This is a genomic window from Ramlibacter aurantiacus (assembly GCF_016722895.1).
GTDB classification, from domain to species: domain Bacteria; phylum Pseudomonadota; class Gammaproteobacteria; order Burkholderiales; family Burkholderiaceae_C; genus Ramlibacter; species Ramlibacter aurantiacus.
On record NZ_JAEQNA010000007.1, the window covers coordinates 1 to 25,975 of the forward strand.

Here is a 25,975-nt window from a genome sequence, read left to right on the forward strand (position 1 = left end):
AAGCCCGTGCAGAACGCGTACATCGAGAGCTTTAACAGCCGGTTCCGGGATGAATGCCTGTCCCAGCACTGGTTCGCCAGCCTTAGCCACATGCGCAGCGTCATCGACAACTGGCGCGACGACTACAACCACCACCGGCCTCACAGTACCTTGGGGTACCTGCCGCCGGCGGTGTTCGCCGCGCAGTGCCGCCAGCTCGCTAGCGGCACTGCGCAATCAACCTGACCCATTACGATTCAACCCCAGGGCTCTGAATCGTCGTGTTGCTGATCCAGGGGGCAGCGCAGAACTGCACAGAGCTGCCGTGATGCGTCGGTATCCGTAGCGGCCCTTGTGCTCGTCATAGATGGCGCGGATCCTGACCTCCATGGAGCTTTGCCGGTCGACACGCTGGGCCGCCTGGCACTGGTAGTAGAACGTGCTGCGAGCCAGACCTGCGACCTTGAGCAGGTCCGTCAACTTATGGTGATGCCTCAATCCGGTAATCAGGCGCGCTTTGTCGGCGCAGCTGATCTCTTCAACCGGATCAAGGCCTGCAATTTTTTTAGGTACGCGACCTCCAGATTGCGTCGACAGATGAACATACGTCGGATAGAGGGGCAACCATTCGCGCGTACCTCACCGATTTGACGGGTCGATACTCGACGAGCGGGCGCGGTCAGGCACGGCTCGCCAACTCAACTGGTCGTAGGTTGCTGTTCCGGCCACTTTGGGCAGTCCTGTATCGGCGAAGGTAGGAACTCGGCTACCTGCCGTTCGAGCCGAACGCTGCACACCTGTTCTTCCAGCTCGTGAGCCGCCGCTACGAGCGTGGCTCGATGCTGGTGACCAGCAACCGCTCGGTTCCCGAGTGGGGTGGCGTGTTTGGTGATCCGGTCGTGGTACGGCGATCCTGGATCGGCTAATGCATCACAGCCACGTGACCACGATCAGAGGCGACAGCTACCGGCTCCGCTCGAAGCGAAGTCGGATGCTGCCTGGGCGGATTGTCCCAAATGCTGTTGAGGTGCCTTCCGCGAACCGGCCGCCCCGGTCCGTTTGTCCTGGCCAAGCGCAGCATGCTGGAGGTGCTGCGCTTGGAGCGGCTCATGTCGGCACTTCCTCGCCGCCCAACAGGTGGCGGTAGCGCAGGTTGAGCAGCACATAGCAGATCATCGTGGCCGTCATCCCCACCAGAATGGCCTCGGGTTCGAGCGGCAACATCAGCACGAGTGTTGTCAGGGCGAAAACGGCGGCGGTATTGGTCACGAGGTACGTCCGCAGCTCCGGGACCTCCATGTAGTAGCCGTACTGCTTGCCCAGGAAGAACAGCACTGTGCCGATGGCGGCCAGTTGACGGAAGTCGTCCTGGTCGAGGTCGCCCAGGATCGCATGCCGGATCAGCGAGGCGAGGATCGCCAGGCCGATCAATACGAAAAAGTGCGAGTAGAGGATCGAATGCCCGGTGGTGAGCTTGCGCTGTTCCAGCAGGTGGAAACTGTCGAAGTAGATCCACCAGATGGCCGACACCATGACGAATCCGCTGACGGCGGCGACGACGTTGGACGGGCCCCAGGTGATGCCCGCCAGTGCCGCGGTGATGCTGATCACGGATTCGCCCAGCATGATGATGGTCAGCAGGCCGATCCTCTCGATCAGGTGCGGCGTGTGCGCCGGCACGACCTGCAACCGCTGGTTCAGCAGCACCAGGGCCGCCATGTCGAACACGATCCCCCCATAGAAGACCAGGTAGCTCCAAGGCGGCTCCAGAAGGACGGATGAAAGGCTGATCGCGGCGCCAACGGCGAAGACAGCGCTCACCGTCGTCGTGATGCCCCCCCGGTCGTGGTGCTTGCGCTTGGAAACGAGATACATGAGGGCGATGATCAGCCGCGCCCCGCAGTAGCACGCCACGGTCAGCGCGTCGTGGTCCTGCGCGCCGGTCGAGATCTGCGCCGAGATCACGATCAGCAGGAACATGATCAGCAGGGTCGACAGGCGGTGCTGGCGGCTGTCGGTGTCGAAGCGATTGGCGTAGATCGTGTGGCCCGCCCAGATCCACCACAGCGGCAGGAACACGAGCACGAAGTGCAGGAACTGCTCCGCCCCGACGTGGCCGTCGTGCGCGTCGCTCAGGATCTCGCCGGCGCGGCTCACGGCGACGACGAAAATCAGGTCAAAGAACTTCTCCAGCCAGGTTGCTTGCCTGTGCCGATCGAAATATCTCAGGTCCTTCACGGGCCGATCGTAGCCTCTGAAGGCTGGTCGTGCGCTTGTCGCGCCTTCCCATGCCCTTGACCATCCTGCGGGGCCCAAGTTCGCCGCAAGCGCTTACCAAGAAAAACAAGCTTGCCATGCTCGTCGGATCGAGCGGCCTGCCTGGATCAGCCCGCGCTGGGCAGCAGACCTCTACACATGCCCGAGCGCGGTGGGATCCAGCATCGGGTCGGGACGAATGCGGCACCTCGCGCAGGTTTCGGGCACTGGAGATTGCGCGCGGGTCAACTGCGGCTGTGGCGGCAATAGCGACGACGCTCTCCATCTCGATGACGATGCAGCAGAAGCCCACTCCGAGCGCCTCGATCGAGCAGGTGGCCGGACCAGGGGTCCGGCCAGACAGGCTCAACCGATAGCCCCCCTGGCACAGCCGCTCGCTTGCCGAAGCGCGCGGCGCCGCCTTTGTGCACACCGGGCGCGGCGCAGGCGGCACCTTCCATGCCGGCACCAGAGGCGCCGTCCGACACGCCTGTCTTGTGCCGGCTTGCAGAATGCTCCCCCGCTCTGCTTTCCGGAGGCTGCCCATGCCGCCACCTGCCCCGCCTTCCCGCCACGCCATCCGGCTGCGCGTCAACGGTACGCCGCACGAGCTCGAAGTCGAGAGCTGGACTGCGCTACTGGACCTCTTGGGCGACCACCTCGACCTCACGGGCACCAAGAAAGGCTGCGACCACGGACAGTGTGGCGCCTGCACAGTACTCGTCGACGGCGTACGCGTGCTTTCCTGCCTGAGCCTCGCCGTCATGCACGACGGCCGCGAGGTGACCACGGTGGAGGGCCTCGCCCACGGCGACCAGCTGCATCCGCTGCAGGAGGCCTTCATGCAGCACGATGCCTTCCAGTGCGGCTACTGCACGCCGGGGCAACTGTGCTCGGCCGTCGGATTGGCGAGCGAGGGACACGCGAAGTCGCTGGATGACGTGCGGGAGCTGATGTCGGGCAATCTGTGCCGCTGCGGCGCCTATGCGCAGATCGCCCAGGCGGTGGCGCAGGTCGTGCTCGGACCCGGACCGCACGCCAGCGAGGTGGCGCGCAGCGCCTGGATCGCGGGGACGACGGTGAATGCACGCGGCGCCCGGGCAGGGGAGGAGCCGGCATGAACCCGTTCACGTTTGTCCCGGTAGAAGACGTGCCCGGGGCGCTCTGGCTGGCCGGCGAGAGTACAAGCTTCATCGCCGGTGGCACCAATCTCATCGACCTGATGAAGGTGAGCGTGCTGCGGCCTGCGCGGCTGCTCGACATCAACCGGCTCGGGCTCGACGCGATCGAGCCCACGGCCAACGGTGGCGTTCGGCTGGGCGCGCTGGCCCGCAACGCGGCCACGGCCTGGCACCCGCTGGTGCGCGAGCGGTACCCCCTGCTGGCCACGGCCATCCTGGCCGGCGCCACCGCGCAGATCCGCAACATGGCCACCAACGGTGGCAACCTGCTGCAACGCACGCGCTGCTGCTACTTCTACGACATTGCCACACCCTGCAACAAGCGCCAGCCGGGTTCCGGCTGTTCGGCAATGGGGAGCCTCGCGCGGCAGCATGCCATCCTGGGTGCCAGCGCGCATTGCGTGGCCACCCATCCCTCCGACATGTGCGTGGCGCTCGCCGCGCTGGAAGCGACGGTGCAGGTTGTGTCCCCGCGCGGCGAACGCACGATCCCGTTCGCCGATTTCCACCGCCTGCCCGGTGACCGCCCGGACCTCGACACCACGCTGGCGCATGACGAGCTGATCGTCGCGCTCACGCTGCCGCCGGCGGACGGATTCCGGGCCCACAGCGTCTACCTCAAGCTGCGCGAGCGGCTGTCCTATGCCTTTGCGCTGGTTTCGGTGGCGGCGGCACTGGACCTGGACCTGGACGGCGGCATCATCCGCGCCGCGCGGCTAGCCCTCGGCGGCGTGGCCCACAAGCCCTGGCGCGATCCGGCCGCCGAAGCGCTGCTGGCCGGCCAGCCGGCGAAGGAAGCATCGTTCGTGCGCGCGGCCGACGCACTGCTGCAGGGTGCCGTGCCGCAGGGCGCGGGCGAGGGCAGCAACGCGTTCAAGATCCCGCTGGCGCGGCGGGCCATCGTCCGCGCGTTGGCGCTCGCCACCGCTGGCACGGTCACCCAGCACGCGGAGGATGCACCATGAGCGCCGGCCCCGCGACGCCGCTGCAGCCGGTGGCCGCCGATGGGGCCGGCTTCGTCGCCTTGGGCGATCCCGTCCCGCGCATCGACGGGCGTGCGAAAGTCACCGGGCAGGCTCGCTATGCCGCCGAGATCACCGTGGACGGCCTCGTGCATGGCGTCGTGGTCAATGCCGCCATTCCCCGCGGACGCATCCTGGCCGTGCACGATGCGCAGGCGCGCGCGGTGCGCGGTGTGCTGGATGTGCTGTGGCACGGCCAGCCCAGCGAGGCGCCGCAGCTCGCGCACTATTTCGGGTCAGGCGAGGATTTCTCCACCGTGCCGGTCAAGCCGCTGGTGAGCGACAGGGTGCACTATGCCGGCCAGCCGGTGGCGTTGGTGCTGGCGCAGAGTTGGGAAGCGGCGCGCTACGCGGCCGGTTTGGTGCGCATCGACTACGAGCGGCAGCCACACGCGACCGACCTGCTGCGGCGCCGCGCCGATGGCCGCGCCCCCTACGAGCTCGACGAAGACACGGCGCCGCCCACGCCGCGCGGCGATGCCGACGCGGCTTTCGCCATCGCGCCCGTGAAGATGGACGCCGAATTCCACCAGGCCGTCGAGCACCACAACCCGATGGAACTGCACGCCAGCACGGTGATCTTCGAGGGCGATGGCAGGCTCACCATCCACGACAAGAACCAGGGCGGCTATGCGACCCGCAAGCGGCTGGCGAAGGTGTTCGGCTTGCCGGAGAGCCAGCTGACGCTGCTGAACACGTTCGTGGGCGGCGCCTTCGGTTCCGGTCTGCGGCCGCAGTACAACCTGCTGCTGGCGATCGTTGGCGCGCTGCACCTGCGGCGGGCGGTGCGGGTGGTGCTGACGCGCCAGCAGATGTTCACCTTCGGGCATCGGCCGGAGATCTGGCAGCGGGTGCGACTGGGCGCAGCGCGCGACGGCACGCTCCAGGCGCTGATCCACGAGGCGGTAGGCGAAACCTCGCGCGTGAGCGACTTCACCGAAATGGTCACGCGATGGTCGGGCACGCTCTATCGCTGCGAGAACCTGCGCGGCGACTATCGCGTGCTGCCGCTGGATCTGCCGACGCCGCTGGACATGCGGGCACCGGGGGCGGCCAGCGGCCTGTTCGCGCTGGAGGTCGCCATGGACGAACTGGCGCAGGCGCTGGAAATGGACCCGCTGGCGCTGCGCCTGCACAACCACGCCGAGCGTTCGCCATCCGGCGACAAGCCGTATTCCAGCAAGAAGCTGCGCGAGTGCTACCTGCTCGCGGCGGAGCGCTTCGGCTGGTCGCGGCGCCACCCGCAGCCGCGCAGCATGTGCGAGGGCCACGAACTGATTGGCTGGGGCATGGCCAGCGGGCAATGGATTGCCGAGCAGCAGGAAGCGCAGGCGCGGGTGGTGTGGCATGCCGATGGCTGTGTCGACGTGGAAACGGCGGCCAGCGACATCGGCACCGGCACCAGCACGGTGCTGGCGCAGGTTGCGGCGGCCGCGCTGGGTATGCGGCTGGACGACGTGCGCGTGCACATCGCCGACACGCGCCTGCCCCAGGCGCCGACGGAAGGCGGGTCTTCGCACGTGGCCAGCGTCGGCTCGGCGGTGGATGGTGCCTGCGAGAAGCTGCGCAAGAAGGTCTGGCAGCTCGCGCGAGCGATGGCCGGGTCACCGCTGGCCGGCAGCGAGTTCGCGGACGTGGAGTTCATCGGCGGCAGCGTGCGGCTGCGCAATTCGACGGGCGATCGGCTGGGCCTGCATCAGGTGCTGGCGGGCGCAGGCGTCGGCACGCTGGAGGCGCACTTCCACCTGGAGCCGGACGAGGACGAGCAGGGCCGCTACCAGCGCGCCGCCCATTCGGCGGTGTTCTGCGAGGTGCGGGTGGACGAGGCCATGGGCACCGTGCGCGTCACGCGGGTGGTGAGCGCGGTGGCTTGCGGCCGGATCATCAACGAGCTCACGGCCCGCAGCCAGGTCCTGGGCGGCATCGTCTGGGGCATCGGACAGGCGCTGCATGAGGGTACCTTGATCGATCACGGGCTCGGCCGCTTCATGACCGTGGACCTGGCCAATTACCACGTGCCGGTGAACGCGGATGTCCATTCGCTGGAGGTCATCTTCGTGCCGGAAGACGATCGCATCGTCAGCCGCCTGGGCGCCAAAGGCGTGGGCGAGATCGGCGGGCTGGGAGTCGCGGCCGCGATCTCCAATGCGATCTGGCATGCCACCGGGCGCAGGATCCGGGTGCTGCCGATGACGCCGGAGAAGGTCATGTCACCGGTAACGGCCTGAAGCCCGTCTGCGGTCAGGCGAGAGCCGGTAACCTCGTCGGGGGCACAGGCGGAGCTGCGGTCGTGAACACCGCTGACCGCCGCCTGCTGCCTGCTTGTGCTTGCACGTCGAACGTGGAAACGGCAGGTGCGGAGTTGCCCCAGGACTGGCGCACAAAGGTCGTCAAAGCGGCCATGAGCCATGGGCTGCGCAGGCCTTACGGCTACGTCCGCAAACGTTCGGGGCCGGCGAAGCCGTTGAACGCTCGCGCGGCGGATGCGAACCGCTCGACCTCCGTGGCGACCGTGTCCATCTGCTCGTAGTCCGGCGAGACCTCCAGCCCCGCGCACAACGCGGACAGGCGGGTGCCGCCCAGCGTCGCCGCCGAACCGCGCATGCCGTGCATGAGGCGCGCCATTCCTTCGCCGCCCGCGGCCTTCAGCTGCGCCAGCGACTCGCGGGACTGACGCAGGAACATCTCCAGCGCCGCGGCGAAGGCTTGCGCGTCGTCTCCGAAGTAGCGGCCGATGACGCCGTGGTCGAACACGTCCGAGGACCCGGGCGCCGCGCGCAGGAGGGAGGGTGACGCGTGGGGCTCCGCGGCGCCCGTCAGCCACCGCCGCAGCTTCTCGGCGAACACCGCCTTTTCGACGGGCTTGGTCAGGTAGTCGTTCATGCCGGCCGCAAGGCAGCGATCCCTGTCACCGAGCGTGGCCGCCGCGGTGAAGGCGAGGATCGGGATCGTCACCCCCAGCCTGCGCAACTCGCGGGCGGCATTCCAGCCGTCGAGCACCGGCATATGGCAATCCATCAGCACCAGGTCGAAGGGCGCCTCCTGGCATGCCCGGACCGCATCCTGCCCGTTCTCGACCACCGTCAGTTGCGTGAAGCCCAGCGAGGCCAGTATCCGCTGCGCGACCAGTTGGTTCACTTCGTTGTCCTCGGCCAGCAGCAGGCGCGCGTCCGAACGGATCACGCGCGCTTCGGCCATGATCTGCACCGCCAGCGGGGGCGCCGCGGTCCTCAACGGGATCTCGAGCGTGAAGCGGGAGCCGAGCCCTTCCTGGCTGACGAGGGTGACGTCCCCTCCCATGAGCTGGGCGAGCTGGCGGGAGATCGCCAGCCCGAGCCCGGTGCCGGATTTGCGTAGCGACGGATTCCCAGCCTGCGTGAAGCGGGTGAAGAGCCGAGCCTGTGCTTCGGCCGGGATGCCCGGCCCCGTGTCGGTGACGGCAAAGGAAAGCCGCAGCCCGGCATCGCTCTCCCTGGTGGTCACCCGCAGCCCGAAGTTGCCCATGTCGGTGAATTTCAGCGCATTGCCCAGCAGGTTCAGGAGCACCTGCCGCAGCCGGCCCGGATCCGTGGCGATCCAGCGAGGCAGGCCGGGCTGCTGGTGCAGGTCGAAGCGGATGCCCTTTTCGGCGGCGCGCGCGGTGAAGAGGTCGCCCAGTTCCTGGAGCATCTGCGGAAGATCGGTAGGAACCTCCTCCAGCGTCAGATGTCCGGCCTCGATCTTCGAGAAGTCCAGGATGTTGTCGACGAGGCTCAGGAGCGACTTCGCGCAGCTGTCGATCAGCGTCACCGAATCGCTTTCCATGGGGGGCAGGCTTGCTTCCCGCAGCAGTTGCGTCAGGCCGATCACGCCGTTGAGGGGCGTCCGGATCTCGTGGCTCATCGTCGCCAGGAAGTCGGACTTGGCGACGCTCGCCTGGTCCGCCGCCTGCAAGGCCGCGCGCAGTTCGGCGTCGGCGCGCACGCGCGCAGTGATGTCCTTGGAGGTGCCGACGACATGGCGGGCCCGGCCGGAGGTGTCGCGTTCCAGCACCTGCGCCTCGCTGACGACCCAGATAGGCTCGCCGCTCTCCATGATCATCTCGTGCTCCAGCGAAACCCGGTCGACCTCGCCGTTGAGCAGCTGGCGCCAGGCGGCCAGGATGGTCGGTCGCGCCTGCTGGGGAAAGAACGAACGGGTCGCCTTGGGCCGTACCTGCCAGTCCTGGCCCGGCAGGCCGAGCAGTTGAGTCCAGCCCGCCGACAGGTAGACGCAGCGCGCCCCGAGGTCATACTCCCACAGGCCGAGGTTCGAAGCCTCCAGGGCGCGCGCCAGCAGGCGGTTCTGGCGGTTCAACTCCTCCTGCAGGCGCAGGGTCTCGGTGGTGTCCGTCACCACGCCCACGAACGCGACGCGGCTTCCGGAGCTCTCGACGGGCTCGCACCGGATGCGCACCCAGCGCGGTGCCTCGTCCCCCAGCGGCTGGCAGCGGAAGGTCCCCTCGTAGCCGCTGCGCTCCTGCACGGTTTGTTCCCAGGCGGCCTGTAGCCCCGGCCGGTCTTCCGGATGGATGCACTGCATCCATGCCGATCCCTCCAGCGCCGCCAGCGAGTGGCCGCCCAGGATCGTGACCCACTGGTTGTTGCCGTGCAGCACCTGGCCGCGCTCGTCGGCGGAGAACATCCCGGCGGGAGCGAGCTCCGACATGCGCACGGCTTCCGCCGTGCGGCGCTCCTCCTTTAACTGCAGTTCGTCCTGGCGCAGCAGGAGGACGTCGACGACGCCGCGCGCCAGCTCGGACAGCAGCCGCCGCTGCTCACCGGTGAGCCGTCCGGGGCGCGGCGACAGCACGCACAGGGTTCCCACCGCTTCGCCCGAGGGCATCACCAGCGGCATGCCTGCGTAGTGCGCCACGTTCGGCGCTTCCAGCACCAGCGGGTTGTCGTGGAAGCGGAGGTCGGCTCGGGCGTCTTCCACCTCGAACAGCTGCGGCTGCAGGATGGCGTGCCCACAGAAGGACACGTCGCGCGCGGTCTCGTCGCCCTGCTGAAGACCGACGGCCGACTTGAACCACTGCCGGTCCGAGTCGACCAGCGAAATCAGGGCGATCGGCATCCCGGTGATGCTTGCCGCGATCCGCGTGAAGGCGTCCAGCGCGGCCTCCGAAGGCGTGTCGAGGGCGCGCAACTGCCGCAGCCGCAGCAGGCGGGCGACTTCGTTGGCCGGCAACTGTCCCGGCGTCACGGCTGGCCCGCTCCATCGTGATTGTCGTCAGCGAAAAGAACTCTCGCCATGGTCGTTCTCCGGGTCAGCGATTGCACGGTGCGCAGCGGCCTCGCCGCGAGCAATTGGGCCGCACTGCCTCGTTCTGGAGGCCCTGGGAAGCTCTGTGCGGCGGACGGGTAGGAGCTTATGGAGGCCGCCCCCCCCACGAACAGCAGCAGGTATGGCAAAAGAAAACCAGACCAGTTCTTCGCCATCAACTGCCACGCGCATCGCCCGGACCAACAGAGGCGCGAGCATGGGCCTCCTGAACCTCCTGAAGTACTGTGTCGAGCGCAAGTTCCTCGATGCGATGAACCTGGTCATTCCGTGGACAGAGCACGTTCCGTGACATCGAGCACCAGGACATCAGGGCGCCAGCAGCCTGCCGCCGCCTGCGCCTGAACACCGTCAAGAGCCGTTCACTGCAGGAGGCCTTCGAGCCGCGGGCGCTCGGCTGCCAACTCGACCGCGTCTGGATGGTCGTCGGTAATCCGGGGACGCAGTCCGGGCCTCGCGGCGGCCGTACTCGCCGCACCTGACGCGGCATGGAGTGCCGCAGGTCCGCTGGCGGTCGGCAGCGAAAGGATGAACGTTGCACCTTTCTGATGGCCTGCGCTCTCTGCGCGGATGTCGCCGCCGTGCAGCGCCATCACGTTGCGCACCAGCGCGAGGCCGATGCCCAAGCCGCCCGGGTGGTTTCCAGATGAACCGGCACGCACCTGGACCAAGGGCTCGAAGATGCGGGTCAGCATCTCCGCGGGAATGCCGATGCCATCGTCCGCTACGCGCAGGCGCGCAATGCCGCCATCCATGTCCAGTGCGAGGCGGACGTGACCGCCGCCTGAAGTGAACTTGATGGCGTTGTTCAGCAGGTTGTCCAGCACCTGCTTGAGCCGGACCCGATCACCCGAGACCATGATCGCGGCGTCCGGAGCCTCCACCGTGAGTTGCAGGCCGGTCGAGTCCGCCCAGGGCCGCGCGTCTTCTGCAGCGGCCTGCACGAGCTCGCGAAGGTCTACCGACTCTCGTTTCAGCTCGACGAGGCCATGGGAGATGCGGGACACGTCCAGGAGCTTGTCCAGCAGAGCGGCCATGCCATCCACCTGCCGGTCGATGATGGTCGCCGCACGGCGCACGGCGGGGTCTTCGCTACGATGCAGCAGCTTGGCCGCGTACCGCACCGGAGCCAGCGGATTGCGCAGTTCGTGCCCAAGCGTTGCAATGAACTGGTCCCTGCGGTGGTCGGCGTCGCGCAGGCACTCCAAGAGGTCCAGGCGCTCCGTACTGTCTTCATCGACGAGGCGCTTCGGGGAATCTGAGATGCCGGCGGCGCGCGCCGTGTGCAGCTCGTGCGTCCATGTCGGATGCCGCTGCATCGGCTCATAACCGGCCGGGTCGGAACTTTGTTCCTTGGTCATATGCGAACCATAGATTGAAAGAGATGACGTTCATCCTATGGCACGGAGGTTGCGGTCAAAAGGACCAGATGGAAGCGGCGCAGACCGGAGCAGAGAATGATCAGCCTGGCGCGCGCTGGTGGCTCAGCAGGCGGCCCAGCGTGACCAGCGCGTGTTGCACGCGTCCTTCCACCTCGCAGCTGTAGTTGAGGCGGAGGCAGTTGCGAAATTCCTGGTCGACGGAAAAGAGGGGCCCTGGCGCGATGCAGATGCCCTGCGCGGTGGCCTCCTGGTACAGGCGCAAGGCGTCGAACATCGGCGGCAGTTGAACCCAGAGAAAGTAGCCGCCGCGCGGCCGCGTCGCCACGGTGCCGGCGGGGAAATGGCGGTGCACCGCATCGGCCATGTCCGCCTGCTGCGAAGCCAGGCGCGCGCGGAGGCGGTGCAGGTGTCGCTGGAAGCCGGCGTGGTCCAGGTACTCTGCTAGCGCGAGTTGCGGCGGCAGCGAGGTGCTGACGCTCAGGGCGAGCTTGCGCTTGGCGATGTCGTGCGCATGGCGGCCGGCGGCCACCCACCCGATGCGGAATCCGGGGGCCAAGCATTTGGAAAACGACGAACAGTGAAGGACGCGACCGCTGGTATCGAAGAACCGGGCTGGCGGCGGGCGTTCCTGGTCGAAGAACAGCTCCCCGTAGACGTCATCCTCGATCAGAGGTATGTCGTAGCGGGCGAGCAACTCGACCAGCTCGCGCTTGCGCTCTCGTGGCATGAGGCTGCCCAGCGGGTTCTGGAAGTTCGGCATCAGCCAGCATGCCCTTGGTGCGTGCCTGCGCAGTGCTGGCTCGAGAGCGGTCAGGTCGATCCCTTCCGCCGGATGCGTAGGCACCTGCACTGCCCTAAGCCCGAGGGTCTCCAGCGCCTGAAGCGAACCGTAGAAGGTCGGCGATTCGACGACCACGGCATCCCCGGGGCGCGTGAGGCTCCCCAGGCACAGGTGCAGTGCCTCCAGCGCGCCGTTGGTGATGATGATCTCCTGCTCTCCGACAGCGATGCCCTGCACCTGGTAACAGCGCGCGATATGCCGTACGAGGCGTGCATTCCCGGGCGTCAGGTCGTCGTGGACTTGGTCGGGGTGCATGCTGCGCCCGGCTCGTGAAAAGGCCTGCGAAAGGCGGCCCAGCGGAAACAGCGAAGGCGACGGGAAGGGCGAAGCAAGTCCGGCCGAGTCGCGCTTGCGCACACCCTGGAGGATGCTGAAGATCATCTCGCCTGTGTCGGGCGTGCGTGCTTCCGTCGGCGGGCAGGAGATCGCGTCGGGCTGAGGGGGGCGGCTGAGGGGTGCACCGGTGACGAACCAGCCGGAGCGCTCGCGCGAGCGGATCAGCCCCCGTGCCTCCAGCAGGTAGCAGGCCTGAAACACGGTCGAGAGGCTGATGCCGCGGCTTCGGCTGAGAAAGCGAACCGAGGGCAGCCGGTCGCCGGGTCCAAGCAGGCCGCGACGAATCATGTCCTCAAGGTCAGCCGCCATCTGCTCATACAGCTTTGCGCTTCCCGCCCCGGGTGCCGGTTTCAATCCGGTCCGGCGGGTCACTTGCTCCGCCTCGGCTTGGTCCTTCGGCATGCGGGCCCCCACTCAGGGAACTTCGGTCGCTCTATCCTAGATGGTCGCGGGCTTGCCTGCGGCCGTTCGGCAACAATATCTTCGCTTGCGGCCGCGTACGCGCCGCAGCCCTGAGGCGAGAAACGGCAGCATTGGGACAAGACCGGCGGCGGGAGGTGCACGCTCGCGACCAGGCCGACGCGAATTCCTCGTTCGCCGGACCGGGGATCGGGCGCCCGGACGTGTTCGCCACGGTGATCCAGCAGACGGGCCGCTCGAAGGATGCCGTGGAATTGTCCCGGCCCGCCTCAGTGAAGGGCAGATGGGCACGAGACGAAGTACGTGCCGTGCGTAGGATCGGACTGAGGGCATGCGCGAACGGACCAAGCGTGCCGAACCCTGGCTGCCGGCAGCGCTGCGTGAGGACCGGCGCTTCCAGCGACCGCCCGACGCTGCTGCGCTCGCGCTCAGACGCGCTGGGCCCATGCCTGCCTCAGGTACGGTGCAGTGCGACTGAGCTTGTTCGCCACGACCGTTTCGACGGTGCCACTCGCGACGATGCGGCCTCCCTCGGCGCCCGCCCCAGGTCCGAGGTCGATGATCCAGTCGCTTTGCGCCATCACGCGGACATCGTGTTCGACCAGCACCACGGTGTTGCGTGCATCGACCAAGGCATGAAGTTGCCGCATGAGGCGGTCCACGTCGGCCGGATGCAGGCCGGTTGTCGGCTCGTCCAGGACGTACAGCGTCGAGCCGCGCTGGGAACGCTGCAGTTCGGTGCCCAGCTTGATGCGCTGGGCTTCGCCGCCCGAGAGCTCGGTCGCAGGCTGTCCCAGGCGCAGGTAGCCCAGCCCGATGTCTTCGAGTACCGACAGGCTTCGCGCAATCGACGGCTGGTCTGCAAAGAACGCCCTGGCAGCCTCGACCGTCAAGCCGAGCACGTCGGCGATCGACTTGCCGTTCCACAGGATGCTCAGCGTGGCTTCGTCATACCGGGCGCCATGGCACTTCGGGCAGGGTGCATAGACGCTGGGCATGAACAGCATCTCCACGCTCACGAAGCCCTCGCCCTCGCAGGTGTCGCAGCGGCCTTTGGCGACGTTGAACGAGAAGCGGCCCGCGTCGTACCTGCGTGCCCTGGCAGCGCGTGTCGATGCGAACAGCCTGCGCACGTCGTCGAACAATCCTGTGTAGGTCGCGAGGTTCGAGCGGGGCGTGCGGCCGATCGGCTTCTGGTCGACCACGACGAGGCGTCGGATGGCGTCCTGGCCGCCCGCCAGGCGACCCGCTGCCCGCATGGACGAAACCGGGCCTTCGCCCTCGCCATCGCCCTGTTCCTCACGCGCCACTTCCTGGCCGAGATGGGCCGACACCAGGTCGACCAGGGCATGGCTCACCAGGCTCGACTTGCCCGATCCGGACACACCCGTCACCGTCGTCAAGGCACCGATGGGGAAGGCGGCGGCGACGCCGTGGAGGTTGTTGTGCCGGATCCCCTCCAGCCGGAGGTAGTCCCGGGCCACGCGGGCCTGCGCGCGCGCGTCGCGCGCGGCAGGCGCCGCGCCGAACAGGTAGCGCGCCGTGTGGGAAGCGGTCACGTCCTGCAGGCCTTCCGGCGGGCCGCTGTAGAGGATGCGGCCGCCTTTTTCGCCGGCGTCAGGGCCGACGTCCACCAGCCAGTCCGCGCGCCGGATCAAATGCAGGTCGTGCTCGACGACGAACAAAGTGTTCCCGGCCTGCTTCAGGGCGTCGAAGGCTGCGTAGAGCGACTCGGCATCGGCGGGGTGGAGGCCTGCGGACGGCTCGTCCAGCACGTACACCACGCCGAACAGGTTCGACCTGATCTGGGTGGCCAGGCGCAGGCGCTGAAGCTCGCCCGGCGACAAGGTCGGCGTACTGCGGTCGAGGGACAGGTACCCGAGTCCGAGGCCGACCAATGTCTCGACGCGCTGCGAGACCGCCGATGCGATGCGCTGCGCCGCGACCTGGTAGCTCGGCTCGATTCCGCTGGCAAGCGCTTGCCGCGTCTCCTCGGGGCCGAAGCCTGCATAGACCGGCACCGTGGGTTGTTCTTCCGTGTACAGGATCCAGTCGCGCGTCTTACGGGGCAGCTTGTGCCACGGCTTGTCGATGTCGTGTCCCAGCGAAACGAGGATGTCGCGCAGGTTCTGGCCATGCCACGCCGGCGGCCATGCAGCCACCGCGCGATCGCGGATCGTGAGCGTCGGATCGGGCACCATGGTTTCTTCGGTCACTTCGAAGACGTGGCCCAGGCCGTGGCAGCCGGGACAAGCGCCTTGCGGGCTGTTCGGCGAGAAGTCTTCCGCAAACAGCATCGGCTGCCCGGGCGGGTAGCTGCCGGCGCGCGAGTACAGCATGCGCAGCAGGCTGGAAAGCGTGGTCACGCTGCCCACCGACGACCTCGCATTGGGGCTTCCGCGCTGCTGCTGCAAGGCGATGGCTGGCGGCAGCCCGTCAATGCTGTCCACTGCCGGCACGCCCACCTGGTCCATCAGGCGACGCGCGTACGGCGCGACCGATTCCAGGTACCGCCGTTGCGCTTCGGCGTAGAGGGTGCCGAACGCCAGCGACGACTTGCCCGACCCCGACACGCCGCTGAAGACGACCAGGGCGTCGCGAGGCACGTCGAGATCGACGTTCTTCAGGTTGTGCTCGCGGGCTCCGCGAACCAGGACGAATCCAGCGGACTTCCTGTCGTTCTGCTTCTTGTCGTTCTGCTTCTTGTCGTTGCGCATCGGCTGATCGCTCCTCATGATGCGGCTGAACCGGTCGCACGAGCCTAGCGGAAAGCCGATGCCGCATTGATAGGAACTGCGCCTTCCTGTCCGTTTCGAGGACAACAGGAGCAGTGCCCGCAAATTCCACGCCGTGCTGGAGACGGCGCACTGAGCGAAGCGCAGGTTCTCCCGCCAAGTTTGAGATTCAAGCGCGACAACTAGCCTGACACAGAGGGACTTCGAAGACAAGCGATAGGGGAAGAGATGCGTTTTGCAACGTCTTGAGCGGAAAGCGACGCCTGCTTCGGGTCGATCGCAGACGTAGGCAGCCCGTTCCGCCAAGGGCGCCTGGCGGACCGCATCGTGCTTCTTCGAATCCTTCAGATTGAAGAAGTCGGCCTGCGGGTGTCCACGATCCGAAGAAGATGTGACGCAAGGATCAACATCTCCCTGGCCTCGACTGCTTTGATCTCCACACGCCGGTGCGAAGATGGATTCTTGTAGCTCCCCAAGGCGCCGGTCACAAGGTTAAGGAGCGCTACGCCTCGGACTTATCGACGCCCAAGTCGGTGAGGGGGCCGTCATCCGGATTGAACGCATATTGCGCGAGCTTGGCCCCGAATAATCCGTCGGGGGCGTTTACGGCTTCGCTAATCGCAACTTCGAGGGACTTGAACGCTTCGAACACTGCCGTCTCGAAACGGGACTGGAGGAAAAGGGGGCGGGCGTGGAGCAACAGGTCCCGGTGGAGAAACTCCTCCGGGAGTTGCGCACCGCTAATTACCGTCTGAAGCTGGCTGTGGTCCTGGATTGACCTTCCGAGCTCTGTTGGCAGGAAGACTTCGTTGTCTTGCTCCGGGTGGAGGCAGATGAAGCCGTTTGTCTCCAGCCCCAAGCCGCAGAGACGGCAATCCCAACTTTGAGGCTGCCGCCGGAGCGGGGCGGCGCATATTCCCCCATGGCCGACATGCAGAATGAAGTTCCTGCGATGCCACCAATTGATAACACCGAACGGGCAGGCATACGCGAGAGAAGCTGGTAGGGCGTGTTGGACTTGAACCAACGACCAAGGGATTATGAGTCCCCTGCTCTGACCAACTGAGCTAACGCCCCCTCGATCCGCCGAAGTCTAGCGCGTGGGCTGCAGGCACTCGTCGGGCGTCCCAGCAGCAGCGCTCTGTCACACCATCCCGCTATGCTCGTTCGCATCGACGCGAAGAACCTCTGCCATGTCCGAAGTCACCATTTATCACAACCCCTCCTGCGGCACCTCGCGCAACACACTCGCGCTGATCCGCCATGCCGGCATCGAGCCGCGCGTGATCGAGTACCTCAAGACGCCGCCGAGCAAGGACGAGCTGCGCCGCCTGATCGCCGATGCCGGGATCACCGTGCGTGGCCTGCTGCGCGAAAAGGGCACGCCCTATGCCGAGCTGAACCTCGGTCACGCCAAATGGACCGACGAGCAATTGCTCGACTTCATCGGTCAGCACCCGATCCTGATGAACCGGCCCGTGGTGGTGACGCCGCTGGGCACCCGCCTGTGCCGGCCGTCGGAGGCCGTGCTGGAGATCCTGCCCGTGGGACCGGTCGCACCGTTCACCAAGGAGGACGGCGAACAGGTGACGGACCCTGGCACGCGCGTCGAGCCGCGCTCATGAGCGCGGGTTGTGGCTCAGGGCGTTGCTCACCAGCTTGGATGTGATGTCCACGATCTGGATCATGCGGTCGTACGGCATGCGCGTGGGGCCGATCACGCCCAGCGTGCCGACCACCTGGCCGTCCACCTCGTAGGGCGCGCTGACGATCGATAGCTCCTCCACCGGCACGAACTTGCTTTCGCCGCCGATGAAGATGCGCACGCCTTCAGCCTTGCTGGAGATGTCCAGCAGGCGCATCAGCTGGGTCTTCTGCTCGAAGAGCTCGAAGGCGCGGCGCAGGTGGCCCATGTCGCTGGAGAAGTCGCTGACCGAGAGCAGGTTGCGCTCGCCCGAGATGACGACCTCGTCCTGTGACTCGTTCAGCGCCTCGGTGCTGGCGTCCACCGCGGTTTTCATCAGCTGCGCGATTTCCGCACGCAGGTTTTCGACTTCGCCCTTGAGCCGCTCGCGCACCTGCTCGATGGATAGGCCCGCGTAATTGGCGTTGAGGTAGTTGGCCGCTTCGATCAGCTGCTGCTGGTTGTAGTCGGCTTCGGTGAAGACCACGCGGTTCTGCACGTCACCATCGGGCGAGACGATGATGACCAGGTAGCGGCGCTCCGAAAGGCGAAGGAATTCGATGTGGCGGAACACCGACGTGCGACGCGGGGCCATGACCACGCCGACGAACTGCGAGAGGTTGGACAGCAGGTGGGCCGCGTTGGCAATCACGCGTTGCGGCTGGTCGGGAGCCAGGCTGGCCTTCGGCAGGCCTTCGCGCTGCACGGTGAGCATGGTGTCGACGAAGAGCCGGTAGCCCCGGGCCGTGGGAATCCGGCCGGCCGAGGTGTGCGGGCTGGCGATCAGCCCCAACTCCTCGAGGTCGGACATGACATTGCGGATGGTGGCCGGAGACAGCTCCAGGCCCGAGGCGCGCGAGAGGGTGCGCGAGCCCACCGGCTGGCCCTCGGCGATGTAGCGCTCGACCAGCGTCTTCAACAGCAATTTGGCACGGTCATCGAGCATCGTCAGCGGTAACTTTAATGATGTAATCTTTGTGAATGAGTTCCTTGTTCCGTCACGTGGCCTTGATAGGCAAGCACCCAGCCTCGGTGGCAGGCAGCGGTGGAACTCCCCTGACTGCGCTCGAGGATATGGCCCAGTTCCTCGCGGCGCAAGGCTGCGCAGTCTCTATCGAACGAGAGACCGCGTCCTACGCCGGCGTACAGGGGTTCGAGTGCCTGGACGTGGCGGCCATCGGCGAGCAATGCGACCTGTGCCTGGTGGTGGGCGGCGACGGCACCATGCTGGGCATCGGCCGGCAGCTCGCCCGCTACAACGTGCCACTGATCGGCGTGAACCAGGGTCGCCTGGGTTTCATCACCGACGTGCCGCTGGACCAGTGGCGCGAGGTGCTGCCGCCGATGCTGGGCGGCGAATACGAGGAAGACCGCCGCCGCCTGATGCATGCGCGGGTGATGCGCGACGGTGCATGCGTGTTCGATGCCCTGGCCATGAACGACGTGGTGGTCAACCGCGGCGCCACCTCGGGCATGGTCGAGCTCCGGGTCGAGGTCGACGGGCATTTCGTGGCCAACCAGCGCGCGGACGGCCTGATCGTGGCCTCGCCCACGGGGTCCACCGCCTACGCGCTGTCCGCGGGCGGGCCGATCCTGCATCCGTCCAACCATGGCTGGGTGCTGGTGCCGATCGCACCGCACACCTTGTCCAACCGGCCCATCGTACTCAATGACGCGGGCGAGGTGACGATCGAGCTGGTGGCCGGGCGCGACGCCAGCGCCAACTTCGACATGCAGTCCCTGGCTTCGCTGCTGCACGGTGACCGCGTCATCGTCTGCCGCTCGCAATACCAGGTGAGATTCCTGCATCCGCGGGGGTGGAGCTATTTCGACACCTTGCGCAACAAGCTTCATTGGTACGGGGGTGGCACATGAGCCTGCGGCGGATCGCGCTGCGCGACTTCGTCATCGTCCGCGAGCTCGAGCTCGATCTGGATTCCGGCTTCACGGTGCTCACGGGCGAGACCGGCGCCGGCAAGTCCATCCTCATCGACGCGCTGCAACTGGCGCTGGGTGCCCGCGCCGACAGCGGGGCGGTGCGCGAGGGTGCCACGCGCGCCGAGATCAGCGCCGAGTTCGACATGCCGCCGGCGCTGCAGGCCTGGCTGGACGACGCCGGCTTCGAGGCCGGCGACACGCTGCTGTTGCGGCGCACGGTGGACGCGCAAGGCAAGAGCCGCGCCTGGATCAACGGGAGTGCGGCCACGGCGGCGCAACTGCGCGAAGCCGCCGACCAGCTGGTCGACATCCACGGCCAGCATGCCTGGCAAAGCCTCACGCGCGCGGATTCGGTGCGGTCCCTACTTGACGGCTACGGCGGCATCGACACGCAAAAGCTCGGCTTGCTGTGGCAGCAGTGGCGTGGCACCCAGAAGGCGCTGGCGCAGGCGCGGGACGCGCAAGATTCCCTGCAGCGCGAGCGCGAACGCCTGGCCTGGCAGATCGCTGAGGTCGACAAGCTCGCGCCCCGCACCGACGAATGGGACGAACTCAACGCCAGCCACACCCGGCTCGCCCATGCGCAGAGCCTGCTCGACGCTGCCCAGCTCACGCTCGATGCGCTCGAAGGCGACGAAGGCGGGGCCACGGCGCTGCTGGCCCGCGCCCAGAGTGCCCTCGAAGCGCAGCAGTCGCTGGAGCCGGCGTTCCAGGCGCTGGCCGAGGTGCTGGCATCGGCCCTGGCCCAGGCGGAGGATGCCGCGCACTCGCTGCACGCCTACCTGCGCCGCACCGACCTCGATCCCGAACGCCTGGCCGAGCTGGACGAGCGCCTGTCGCTGTGGCTGTCGCTGGCGCGCCGCTTTCGCCGCCAGCCGGCCGAGCTGCCGCAGGTGCTGGAGGGTTGGAAGACCGAGCTCGCGCAACTCGATGCCGCGGCCGATCTGGCCGCGCTCGAAGCCGCCGAACAGAAGGCTTCCCAGGCCTACATGGCCGAGGCCCGCGCGATCTCTCGCGCCCGCGCCAAGGCGGCCCCCGAGCTGGCCGAGGCGATCACCCAGGCCATGCAGGGGCTGGGGATGGCGGGTGGCCGCTTCGAGGTATCCCTGGAGAAGGCCGCCGAACCCACGCAGGCGGGGCTTGAGCAGGTGGGCTTCCTGGTGGCGGGACATACCGGCAGCACGCCGCGCCCGGTGGGCAAGGTGGCCTCCGGCGGTGAGCTCTCGCGCATCGCGCTGGCCATCGCGGTGACCACCAGCCGCCTGGGCAGTGCGCAGACGCTGATCTTCGACGAGGTGGACGCCGGTGTCGGCGGTGCGGTGGCCGAGACCGTGGGGCGCCTCATGAAGCAGTTGGGGCGTGACCGCCAGGTGCTGGCCGTGACGCATCTTCCGCAGGTGGCCGCCTGCGCCGACCATCACCTGCTGGTGGCCAAGCAGGCCAGCGACGGCCGCACGGCCAGCACGGTGGCGCCGGTGCGCAAGGAGCAGCGAGTGGCCGAGATCGCCCGCATGCTGGGCGGTGAGCGCCTTTCGGGCACCACGCTCGCACATGCCAAGGAGATGCTGGGTGAAGGCGCCCGGCAGCCCACATGAACCGGCCCATGGAGCTGGTGCTGATCACCGGCATGTCGGGCTCGGGCAAGTCCGTGGCGCTGCGCGCGCTGGAGGACGCGGGCTACTACTGCGTCGATAACCTGCCGCCCGAGCTGCTGCTGCCCTTCGTGCAGCTGGAAGAGCGCGTGGCGTCGCGGCAGCTGGCGATCGCGATGGACGTGCGCAGCGCCAAGTCACTGCCGCAGGTGCCGACGCAGCTGCACGAGCTGCGCCAGCGCGGGGTGACGGTGCGCTCGGTGTTCCTCGATTCGACCACCGACACGCTGGTGCGCCGCTTTTCCGAGACCCGGCGTCGCCATCCCCTGTCGGGCATGAGGGATACGAACCCAGCTCAGATGAACGAGGCGTCCACCCTGCAGAAGGCGCTGGTGGAAGCCATCGAACTCGAACGTGAGTTGCTGGCCGACCTGCGAGAGCAGGCCCTGGTGATCGACACCAGCGTCACCCGTCCGGCGCAGCTGCAGGCACAGGTGAAGGAGATGCTGTCGGCGCCCGACAGCCAGCTCACCCTGGTGTTCGAGTCCTTTGCGTTCAAGCGGGGCATCCCGGTGGACGCCGACTATGTATTCGATGTGCGCATGCTGCCGAACCCGCACTACGAGCCCGAGCTGCGCCACCTCGACGGACGCGACGGCCCGGTGATCGACTATTTGAAGGCGGCTCCCGAGGTGGAGCGGATGGGGCAGCACATCGAAGGCTTCCTGACCGAGTGGCTGCCCGCGCTGGCGCGCAACCAGCGCAGCTATGTGACCGTGGCCCTGGGTTGCACCGGCGGCCAGCATCGATCGGTGTACCTGGTGGAAAAGCTCGCACGCACCTTCGCGCCGCACTGGATCACCCTGAAGCGGCACCGCGAGCTGGAGAACCGTTGAAGCTCCCGGAGGCGATCAACCCCGCCCCTGCAGCAAGGTGCGGATCGGTGCGGGCAGGCCGAGCCGTGGCCAGTGGTCGGCATCGAACCACCCGCCCTCACCTGCCAGCGGTTCGCGGGTCGTGCGCACGGTGACCGGGTGCAGGTGCAGGTCCTTGTGCGTGAGGACATGCAAAAGGGGCGGCTCTTCACAAACCTGCGCCTGGCCCGGCAGCGCCTGTTGCAGTTCTTCCAGTGAGGCGAAGGCAGGCAGGCAGTACAAGCCGGCCCACACGCCCTGCTCGGGCCGGCGATGCAGCCACACGGCGCCATCGGGGCTGGAGGCCTTCAGCAGCCAGAGCGACTGCGCCGTGCGCCGGACGCGCCGGCCCTTGACGGGGTAGCGCTCGGGCTCCCCTTGGCGCCGGGCGGCGCAGGCGTCGGAGACGGGGCACAACAGGCACTGCGGTCGTCGCGTCGTGCAGACAGTGGCCCCCAGGTCCATCAGGCCCTGCGTGTACGAGGGCATGGCACCGGGCTCTCCCGGCAACAGCTCTTGGGCGTGCTGCCACAGCTTGCGCTGGTGGGCACTGGACGAGATGTCGTGGTCGAAAGCCAGCAATCGCGTGAGCACGCGCTTGACGTTGCCGTCGAGGATGGCGGCGCGCTCGCCGAAGCAGAACGCCGCGATGGCGGCCGCGGTGGACGGGCCAATGCCGGGGAGTGTCTGCAACTGCTGCGCGCTGACCGGAAACCGGCCGCCATGCTCGCTCACCACCTGGCGCGCGCAGGCGTGCAGGTTGCGGGCGCGGCTGTAGTAGCCCAGCCCGCTCCACAGCGCCATCACTTCGTCGGCAGGCGCGGCGGCCAGCGCCTGCACGTCGGGAAAGCGGCTCGTGAAGCGCTCGTAGTAGCCCAGCACGGTCGCCACCTGCGTCTGCTGCAGCATGGTCTCGGAGAGCCAGACCCGGTAGGGATCGCGCGTGCCCTGCCAAGGCAGTCCGCTGCGGCCATGCCGCGCCTGCCAGGCCACCACGCGGCTGGCGAAATCACCGGCGCAGCCGGTCATGCGGTTTTCTTGAGCGGGGGCTGGTGAAAGGCCGCCGAAGGCTCGAAGTCGTCATCGGCCTCGGCGCTGGACGCGGAAGCGATGCGGGCCAGGGTGGCCGACGGGTTGAGCAAGGGCGCGGTGAGTTCGGCGAGTCGGCCATTGAGCCCCTGCACCGCGCCTTCGTGCCCCGCCAGTTCCGTGATGCGGTCGTCCAGGGTGGCGGCCGCCTTCTGGATGCGGTCGACGGCCTCGATGCGGCGGGCAAAGTTGCGGCGGCGCTCGCGCAACTGCGCATCGAGCTGGGCCGCGGCCGACTTGTTCCACAGCTCCACTTCGGCCAGCGCCGCCTCGTGGATGGCACGAAGCCGCGTGGTGAGCGCCCGCACCACGCGGTCGGAGAAGCTGGCCTGGGCCATGCGCAGCATGTTGGTCACGCCCAGGTACTGCAGGTGGCTGCGCTGCACCAGTTCGATGTCGTGCTCGAAGCGCTGCAGGTCGGGCTCGCGCGGAATCTGCAGCGAAAAGCCGTGCTCGGCGTTGAGCTGGCGGAAGGCGCTGCCGAGCATGGCGTGGATCTCGGTGCTGATCGCACGGGCGCGCTGCAGGTTGGCGCGCAAACGATCGAAGGTGCGGCCATAGGCCTTCTTCACGCCCAGCTTGATGCCTGGCTGGCGCAGGGCGTAGGTGAGTTCGCTCATCTCGCCACGAAGCTGCGCGGTTCCGAGCAACTCCATCAGCTGCCGCAGCAGCTTGAGGTGGATGGAGCGTACGGCATGGATGCGCGCGCCGCTCTCGTCGAACTCGGCCTGTTCCTGCTCGATGCGTGACTGCATGTGGCGAATGACCGCGCTGTTCTTGCCGCGCAGCCCCTTGAGTTCGACCATCTGCTCGGCCAGCTCACGCCGGCGGCTTTGGATGGCATGCGCGGCTTCCTCGCGCAGTTCGGCGACACCGGCCGCGACGGCGGCACGCAGAATGCGCTGGCGCTGCGCCAGGGTGCCGTGGGCCAGTGCCAGTTCGAGCATGGGCAACTGGCTGGCCATCAGCAGGTCGGTGTCGTTGGTGATCTTGGCCATCAGGCCTTTTTGCGCCGACACCGGAATGACGCGCTCGACGGGCAGGCCCAGGATCTCGGCGGAGGTGCTGCGCTGGCGGTCGATCTGCTCCTGCACCTGCTCGGGCGTGCTCAGCTCGTCCCAGAGCGTATCGATCTTGTTCAGCACCACCAGCCGCGAGTCGGTCTCGCCGGCCGGCACTGACAGGTGGTCGCGCCAGATCGCCATGTCGGAGCGGGTCACGCCCGACTCGGCCGCCAGGATGAAGACCACGGCGTGCGCCTGCGGAATCAGGTTGACGGTGAGTTCGGGCTCGGCGCCGATGGCGTTGAGCCCCGGCGTGTCGAGGATGACCAGGCCCTGCTTGAGCAGCGGATGCGGGATGTTGATCAGCGCGTGCCGCCAGCGCGGGATTTCGACCTGGCCTTCGGAGGTCAGGCGGGGGTTGTCCTCGGGCAGGTCGTCGTGCCAGAACCCGAGCTCTCGGGCCTGGTCCAGGCTCACGTGGTTGACCTCGGAGACCTTCTCCAGCGCCTGGGCCAGCTGCGCCGGATCCTTGACGTCCAGCTCGACCTGCCACCAGCGCTCGGGCACCTGCCGCCATTCACTCAGCCCCTGCGGCTGCAGCCGTGTCTCGATGGGCAGCAGCCGCAAGGACGGGAGGACTTCCGGATCCCATCCGAGCTCGGTGGGGCACATGGTGGTGCGTCCGGCGCTGGCGGGCATGATGCGGCGCTTGTAGCCGGCGAAGAAGATCGCGTTGATCAGCTCGGACTTGCCGCGGGAGAACTCGGCCACGAAGGCCACCATGACCTTGTCGGCACGCACCTGCTGCTCCAGGCGGCGCAGGCGCTCGAGCACGCCATCGTCCTGCAACTCGTTCTCGCCCAGCCACTCGGAGAGGCGTTTGAGACGAAGCGCGAAGTCACGGCGCCACGCGCCGTGCTGGTCGAGCTGGTCTTTGAACGAGAGGGTCACTGGCATTCCCGGGGTGCTCATGAATATAGCAGCCGGTCGAGCCGCCCGGCAGAAGCCAAAAGCTCTAAATGAGCGTTCATTTCCGGCTAAATCAGGGGCAAGCGGGCGCGGCATGCGTCGACCTGATTGACGAATCGCTCAAGCGTCCGAAAGAAATGGGTGAACGAAAGAACCTGCAGGAAGAAGCGTTGCCGCAGCCACACCCGGCCAGCCGAGTCCCATGCCAGATGACTGATGCCTTCCCGGGCTTGCGCGAGCGCGACGGCGACGGCCGGGTCGGCCACATCCACCCGGCCCACCCGCCCCTCCACGTCGAAAGCCCCAGCCGTGGGAACCGGGGTGAAGCTCACGACGATGTCATCGAATTGCAACGCACAGTGCCCCTCGGGGCCCGGGACGAGGTGCGGCAAGCGAAGTTGCCGCGCCAGCTGGGCGATCAATTCTGCATAGGTCATGGGCATGCGTCCGCACGTTCAGGAAGCCTCTCTTTAACACCAAGGGCCACAGGCGCGCATCGGGATCAGCGCTGACAGCGCGGGCAGAAGAAGGTGGCGCGCTGGCCCTGCCGGATCATGCGGATGGGCGTGTCGCAGTGCCGGCAAGGCTGGCCCTCGCGGTCGTAGACCATGGCCTCGAGCTGGAAATAGCCGGACTCGCCTCGCGCGTTGGAGAAGTCGCGCAGGGTGCTGCCGCCCTTGCTCACGGCCCGCGCGAGGACGTCTCGCACGGCCGCGTGCAGGCGGGCGGCGCGCTCGCGGCCGATGCGAGCCGCGGAAGTCGTGGGGCGGATGCCGGCGAGGAACAGCGCCTCGGACGCATAGATGTTGCCGACACCGACCACCACGTCGCCCGCCAGCAGCACCTGCTTGATGGGTGCCTTGCGCCGGCGCAGCGCGTCGTGGAAGTCGGCCACACCGAACTCATCGCCCAGCGGCTCCACGCCGAGGCGGCCCAGCAGCTTGACGGCTTCGGGCGCGGTGTCGGCCGGCGCGAACACCACGGCCCCGAAGCGCCGCGGATCGTTCAGCCGCAGCTCGCCGCGCGTGGTGACGAGGTCGAAGTGGTCGTGCACGCCGGGCAGCGGCTGGTTCGACAAGAAGCTGAGGCTGCCGGACATGCCCAGGTGCAGCAGGAGCACCCCGCGATCCAGGTCCAGAAGCAGGTACTTGCCGCGCCTGCGCACCGACTGCACCGTGCGTCCCACGAGTTCCCGCGGATCACAACCGAGAGCCCAGCGCAGCGGCTTGCCCATTCGAACCGCCAGGATGCGTCCGCCGACGATGCGATCAGCAAAACTCAGGCGCGTGACTTCGACTTCGGGTAGCTCGGGCATGTTTGGAGGGGGGCCGA

21 protein-coding genes, 1 tRNA gene and 2 pseudogenes are annotated in these 25,975 nt (G+C 67.5%); 10 read left to right on the forward strand and 14 right to left on the reverse strand.

The window, feature by feature from the left end:
* The coding region (locus tag JI739_RS17145) for an integrase core domain-containing protein (RefSeq protein ID WP_201685164.1) at positions 1-225 on the forward strand (225 nt) is incomplete at its 5' end.
* A 69-nt stretch (positions 226-294) separates the two neighbouring features.
* Here the strand turns inward: JI739_RS17145 and JI739_RS17150 are convergent.
* Positions 295-560 (reverse strand): annotated as a pseudogene (locus JI739_RS17150) (IS3 family transposase); the annotation flags it as partial.
* A gap of 177 nt (positions 561-737) precedes the next feature.
* Here JI739_RS17150 and JI739_RS24935 point away from each other — a divergent pair.
* A pseudogene (locus JI739_RS24935) lies at positions 738-964 on the forward strand (ATP-binding protein); the annotation flags it as partial.
* 122 nt (positions 965-1,086) lie between these two features.
* Here the strand turns inward: JI739_RS24935 and JI739_RS17160 are convergent.
* Complete coding sequence (locus JI739_RS17160; protein ID WP_236589826.1) at positions 1,087-2,295, reverse strand: low temperature requirement protein A; 1,209 nt, start codon at positions 2,293-2,295, stop codon at positions 1,087-1,089.
* 485 nt (positions 2,296-2,780) lie between these two features.
* On the opposite strand from JI739_RS17160, the gene JI739_RS17165 reads away from it, so the two are divergent.
* Genes JI739_RS17165 through JI739_RS17175 form a run of 3 tightly spaced genes read left to right on the forward strand, consistent with a single transcriptional unit; the run spans position 2,781 to position 6,666 of the window.
* Positions 2,781-3,356: a (2Fe-2S)-binding protein gene (locus JI739_RS17165; protein WP_201685166.1), complete on the forward strand. Its 576-nt coding sequence runs from the start codon at positions 2,781-2,783 to the stop codon at positions 3,354-3,356.
* Positions 3,353-4,381: an FAD binding domain-containing protein gene (locus JI739_RS17170; RefSeq protein ID WP_201685167.1), complete on the forward strand. Its 1,029-nt coding sequence runs from the start codon at positions 3,353-3,355 to the stop codon at positions 4,379-4,381. Before JI739_RS17165 ends, JI739_RS17170 begins: the two co-directional genes overlap by 4 nt.
* On the forward strand, positions 4,378-6,666 hold the full coding sequence (locus JI739_RS17175) for a xanthine dehydrogenase family protein molybdopterin-binding subunit (RefSeq protein ID WP_201685168.1): 2,289 nt from the start codon (positions 4,378-4,380) through the stop codon (positions 6,664-6,666). The genes JI739_RS17170 and JI739_RS17175 overlap by 4 nt, the downstream gene beginning before the upstream one ends.
* A 202-nt stretch (positions 6,667-6,868) precedes the next feature.
* Here JI739_RS17175 and JI739_RS17180 read toward each other — a convergent pair whose 3' ends face one another.
* Positions 6,869-9,532 (reverse strand): ATP-binding protein, encoded by a 2,664-nt coding sequence (locus JI739_RS17180; protein WP_236589845.1) that lies wholly within the window; start codon positions 9,530-9,532, stop codon positions 6,869-6,871.
* A 331-nt stretch (positions 9,533-9,863) separates the two neighbouring features.
* Between JI739_RS17180 and JI739_RS17185 the strand changes: the two genes are divergently transcribed.
* Positions 9,864-10,031 carry a hypothetical protein gene (locus tag JI739_RS17185; RefSeq protein ID WP_201685170.1) on the forward strand — a complete coding sequence of 56 codons (168 nt, stop codon included), beginning with the start codon at positions 9,864-9,866 and terminating at the stop codon, positions 10,029-10,031.
* A gap of 70 nt (positions 10,032-10,101) precedes the next feature.
* On the opposite strand, the gene JI739_RS17190 is transcribed toward JI739_RS17185, so the two are convergent.
* From JI739_RS17190 to JI739_RS17215, 6 genes are all read right to left on the reverse strand, one after another.
* Positions 10,102-11,100, reverse strand: coding sequence for a sensor histidine kinase (locus JI739_RS17190; RefSeq protein WP_201685171.1), 999 nt, complete (start codon positions 11,098-11,100; stop codon positions 10,102-10,104).
* A 100-nt stretch (positions 11,101-11,200) separates the two neighbouring features.
* A complete protein-coding gene (locus JI739_RS17195; RefSeq protein ID WP_236589846.1) occupies positions 11,201-12,607 on the reverse strand; it encodes an aminotransferase-like domain-containing protein in 1,407 nt (468 codons plus the stop codon).
* Positions 12,608-13,146: 539 nt separating this feature from the next.
* A complete protein-coding gene (locus JI739_RS17200; protein ID WP_201685173.1) occupies positions 13,147-15,435 on the reverse strand; it encodes an excinuclease ABC subunit UvrA in 2,289 nt (762 codons plus the stop codon).
* Positions 15,436-15,797: 362 nt separating this feature from the next.
* Entirely contained in the window at positions 15,798-15,941 is a 144-nt protein-coding gene (locus JI739_RS24865) for a TIGR02391 family protein (RefSeq protein WP_201685174.1), read from the reverse strand.
* Between the two features lie 14 nt (positions 15,942-15,955).
* Entirely contained in the window at positions 15,956-16,312 is a 357-nt protein-coding gene (locus tag JI739_RS24725; RefSeq protein ID WP_201685175.1) for a TIGR02391 family protein, read from the reverse strand.
* Positions 16,313-16,453: 141 nt separating this feature from the next.
* A tRNA-Ile gene (locus JI739_RS17215) sits at positions 16,454-16,530 on the reverse strand.
* A gap of 116 nt (positions 16,531-16,646) precedes the next feature.
* Here JI739_RS17215 and arsC point away from each other — a divergent pair.
* Positions 16,647-17,078, forward strand: a complete 432-nt coding sequence (gene arsC, locus JI739_RS17220; protein ID WP_201685176.1) for an arsenate reductase (glutaredoxin) — start codon at positions 16,647-16,649, stop codon at positions 17,076-17,078.
* Here arsC and hrcA read toward each other — a convergent pair.
* Positions 17,073-18,083 (reverse strand): heat-inducible transcriptional repressor HrcA, encoded by a 1,011-nt coding sequence (hrcA, locus tag JI739_RS17225; protein WP_201685177.1) that lies wholly within the window; start codon positions 18,081-18,083, stop codon positions 17,073-17,075. The two genes, arsC and hrcA, sit on opposite strands and share 6 nt — an antisense overlap.
* Positions 18,084-18,118: 35 nt before the next feature.
* Between hrcA and JI739_RS17230 the strand changes: the two genes are divergently transcribed.
* The 3 genes from JI739_RS17230 to rapZ are packed head-to-tail and all read left to right on the forward strand — an operon-like array spanning position 18,119 to position 21,563.
* Positions 18,119-19,012: an NAD kinase gene (locus JI739_RS17230; protein WP_201685178.1), complete on the forward strand. Its 894-nt coding sequence runs from the start codon at positions 18,119-18,121 to the stop codon at positions 19,010-19,012.
* On the forward strand, positions 19,009-20,670 hold the full coding sequence (recN, locus tag JI739_RS17235; protein ID WP_201685179.1) for a DNA repair protein RecN: 1,662 nt from the start codon (positions 19,009-19,011) through the stop codon (positions 20,668-20,670). Before JI739_RS17230 ends, recN begins: the two co-directional genes overlap by 4 nt.
* A gap of 8 nt (positions 20,671-20,678) precedes the next feature.
* Complete coding sequence (gene rapZ, locus JI739_RS17240) at positions 20,679-21,563, forward strand: RNase adapter RapZ (protein ID WP_201685431.1); 885 nt, start codon at positions 20,679-20,681, stop codon at positions 21,561-21,563.
* A 15-nt stretch (positions 21,564-21,578) separates the two neighbouring features.
* Here rapZ and mutY read toward each other — a convergent pair whose 3' ends face one another.
* The 4 genes from mutY to mutM form a co-directional block, all read right to left on the reverse strand.
* On the reverse strand, positions 21,579-22,610 hold the full coding sequence (mutY, locus tag JI739_RS17245) for an A/G-specific adenine glycosylase (protein WP_201685180.1): 1,032 nt from the start codon (positions 22,608-22,610) through the stop codon (positions 21,579-21,581).
* Positions 22,607-24,631 carry a dynamin family protein gene (locus tag JI739_RS17250; RefSeq protein ID WP_236589828.1) on the reverse strand — a complete coding sequence of 675 codons (2,025 nt, stop codon included), beginning with the start codon at positions 24,629-24,631 and terminating at the stop codon, positions 22,607-22,609. The genes mutY and JI739_RS17250 overlap by 4 nt, the downstream gene beginning before the upstream one ends.
* A gap of 80 nt (positions 24,632-24,711) precedes the next feature.
* On the reverse strand, positions 24,712-25,080 hold the full coding sequence (locus JI739_RS17255) for a type III secretion system chaperone (protein WP_201685181.1): 369 nt from the start codon (positions 25,078-25,080) through the stop codon (positions 24,712-24,714).
* A gap of 65 nt (positions 25,081-25,145) precedes the next feature.
* Positions 25,146-25,958 carry a bifunctional DNA-formamidopyrimidine glycosylase/DNA-(apurinic or apyrimidinic site) lyase gene (mutM, locus tag JI739_RS17260; RefSeq protein WP_201685182.1) on the reverse strand — a complete coding sequence of 271 codons (813 nt, stop codon included), beginning with the start codon at positions 25,956-25,958 and terminating at the stop codon, positions 25,146-25,148.
* Between the last annotated feature and the right edge of the window lie 17 nt (positions 25,959-25,975).